This is a genomic window from Trebonia sp. (genome assembly GCF_049794275.1).
In the GTDB taxonomy this organism is placed as follows: Bacteria; Actinomycetota; Actinomycetes; order Streptosporangiales; family Streptosporangiaceae; genus Trebonia.
The window spans coordinates 1-2,375 of record NZ_JBARCR010000781.1; the positions used below are offsets into that span (position 1 = coordinate 1).

Sequence of the window (2,375 nt, forward strand, 5' to 3'; positions counted from 1 at the left end):
CACAGCTGCTCGCCGAGGCGAGCCGCAACAGGTTGTTGGGCGCTACCCTGTTCATCCGGTATCTCGCGTCCCTGGACGGACTGGCCGTCGGCATAACCGAGCAACATGCCGCGGAACTCTGCTGGGCGCTCACGGACGGCCACCTCTACCGGCTGCTAGTCGCTCAGCGCAGCTGGAGCACCGCCGACTTCAGCCGATGGCTGTCCGGCAGCCTCGCGACGGCACTGCTGCCTGCCTGAACGGGCCGCAATCCGGCGACCGTAACGTCCTGCTCCTAAGACGAGATTGCGGCCGGTGTTACGAGCACGGCGCGCGGTACGGCACGCCGGGCACGTAGACGTTCCACTCGGCGCGGGTGAGCGGCTGACCGAGGTTGGCGCAGGCCTGCGACTCCGCCGCCCCGGGGCTGACGTCCCACAGGTGGACGGTGCCGTCGTCGCTGGACGCCGCGAGCTGGCCGCCGGACGGGGCGAACGCGACCGAGTAGACATGCCCCGCGGGGCCGGTGAGGGTCGCGATCAGCGACGGGCTGGCCGGGGCGGTGACCCGCCACAGCCAGACGGTGCCGTCGGTGACGCCGGCCGCCAGCGTCGTGCCGTCCGGGCTGAACGCCAGCCCCCAGACGTAGCCCGCCGGGCCGGTCAGCGGCGCGCCGACCTGGACAGGGCGCGCCGGGTTCGCGATGCTCCACAGCCGGATCGTCTTGTCCGCGCTGCCGACCGCGAGCAGCTTGCCGTCCGGGGTGAAGGCCAGCCCGATCGCGTAGCTGCTGAACCCGCCCAGCGGCTTGCCGAGCTGGGCGGGGCGCGCCGGGTTGGCGACGTCCCAGAGCCGGGTGAGGTTGTCGGTGCTCGCCGCCGCGAGGGTCTTGCCGTCGGGGCTGAACACGACCGTGAACACGTAGGTCCCCGAGTCGTGCACCGAGCTGAGCTGGCTGGGGTGCGCCGGGTCGGTGACCGACCACAGCCGCACGGTGCCGTCGTCGCCGCCGGTGGCGAGCACGGTGCCGTCGGGACTGAACGCGACCGTTTCCGCGTTGCCCGCGGCGGTCACCTGGAACGGCGCGCCGAGCGGGGCCAGGGTGCTGGCGTTGAGGAGCCCGACGGTGTGGTCGCTGTAGGCGGCGGCGAGAATGCGCCCGTCGGGAGAGAACGCCAGCCCGTTGACGAACATCCCGGCGGCGAGCGGGTGCGTCGCGACGTGCGTGCGGCTGGCCGCGTTCCACAGCTGGACGTCCTGCCCGCCGACCGCGAGCGTCGCGCCGTTCGGGTTGTAGGCGACCGCGGTCGTCTTGTCGGCCGCCGCCAGCTCGGGCGACGGCAGCGTCCACATCGACACCGTGCCGTCCGCGTCACCGGACGCGAGCCGTCCGGGACCGTCCCAGGCGATCGAGGTGACCGGCTGCGGACGCGGCAGCATCGCGATGCGGTTCCGGCTGGCACGGCTCCAGATGAGCACCCCGGCGTCGGACGTGCCCGCGGCGATGGACGTGCCGTCCGGGCTGAACGCGATCGTGTTGACCCAGTTCGTGGCCCCGGTCAGCGTGCCGTCCTGGCTGGCTGTCGGCGTGCCGGCCGCGAGGGTCCACAGCCACACCTTGTCGTCCTGGCTGGCGGCGGCGAGGGTGTGCCCGTCGGGGCTGAACGCCACCGCGGTCACGATGGCCGCGGGGCCGGTCAGCGGCATGCCGTAGTACGGGAACGGCTCGGCGGGGTTGGCCACGTCCCACAGCCAGACCGTCTTGTCGGCGCTGGCGGCGGCGAGCGTCTTGCCGTCGGGACTGAACGCGACCGACTCGACGTAGCCGGCCGGACCTGTTAGCGGCTGGCCGAGCGGGACGGCCTGCGCGGGGTCGGCCACGTTCCACAGCCGGACGGTCTTGTCGGCGCTGGCGGCGGCGAGGGTCTTGCCGTCGGGGCTGAACGCGACCGAGTAGATCGTGTTCGACGGCCCGGTCAGCGGCTGGCCGACGGGCACCGGGTGCGCCGGGTCGGCCACGTTCCACAGCCGCACGACGCGTCCGGCGCCGGCCGCGGCCAGCGTCTTCCCGTCTGGGCTGAACGCGGCGGTGTACAGCGGGTCCTGCCCGTTCGCCTGCACCAGCGTGGCGACCGGCGACGGATGGCCGGGCACGGCCACATTCCACAGCCGCAGCGTCCCGTCGGCGCCGGCCGCGGCGAGCAGCCGGCGGTCCGGGCTGACGCTGACCGACTGCACGACGCCTGGCGAGTCCACGATGCGGGCAGCCGAGGGCTCACCGCTCGACTCGAGCAGGGCCGCGGTCGCCTGCGGGGTGTGCGCGACGCCGTAGGCGGCGACGCTGAGCTGCGCGGCCAGCGAGGGGTCCTGCGCGCGGAGCTGGCCCGCCTCGATCG

Annotated in this window: 2 protein-coding genes; one reads left to right on the forward strand and one right to left on the reverse strand. The window is 73.7% G+C overall.

What is annotated here, in order from left to right:
• A partial coding sequence (locus WA805_RS20380; protein WP_425243118.1) for a hypothetical protein occupies positions 1-239 on the forward strand: 239 nt, incomplete at its 5' end.
• Positions 240-297: 58 nt separating this feature from the next.
• Here the strand turns inward: WA805_RS20380 and WA805_RS20385 are convergent.
• Positions 298-2,375 (reverse strand): WD40 repeat domain-containing protein (locus tag WA805_RS20385; protein WP_425243119.1); only part of this gene is annotated, 2,078 nt, incomplete at its 5' end.